This is a genomic window from Thiorhodococcus fuscus (genome assembly GCF_042682685.1).
In the GTDB taxonomy this organism is placed as follows: domain Bacteria; phylum Pseudomonadota; class Gammaproteobacteria; order Chromatiales; family Chromatiaceae; genus Imhoffiella; species Imhoffiella fuscus.
This window is the reverse complement of record NZ_JBHUHX010000008.1, coordinates 7,626-8,004: the sequence shown is the minus strand read 5'-3', so window position 1 is coordinate 8,004 and position 379 is coordinate 7,626. Positions and strand designations below refer to the sequence as shown.

The following is a 379-nucleotide window of genomic DNA, read 5'->3' as shown; positions in this document are numbered from 1 at the left end:
GCCTCGACACCAGCACCGGACTGGGCGTGATCACCTTCACGACCGACGCCAAAGGCGGCACCTACTACGTCCAAGTGGGCGGCGCGAGCGCGAGCGACCTGGGCGACTACAGCCTCAACGTCACCACCATCGTCGACGACTCCGGCAACACCGCGAAGACAGCGGGGACGCTGGGATCGAGCGATCAAAGCGGTCGCATCGACTGGGGCGCGGACATCGACTGGCTCAAGCTCGACGTTGCCGCCGACACTTACTACGACATCAGCCTCGACAGCAGCGATCTGACCGACGGCACCCTGCGCCTGCTCGACAAGAGTGGCAAGGACGTCACCGCCGAGGTCGCCCTGATCATGGAGCCCGACCCGAGCAGCGGCCTGTA

1 protein-coding gene is annotated in these 379 nt (G+C 65.7%); it reads left to right on the top strand.

Annotated elements, in window-relative coordinates; genetic code table 11:
- Nucleotides 1-379: hypothetical protein (locus ACFSJC_RS04510; RefSeq protein WP_386023852.1), on the top strand; the 379-nt coding region annotated here is incomplete at both ends.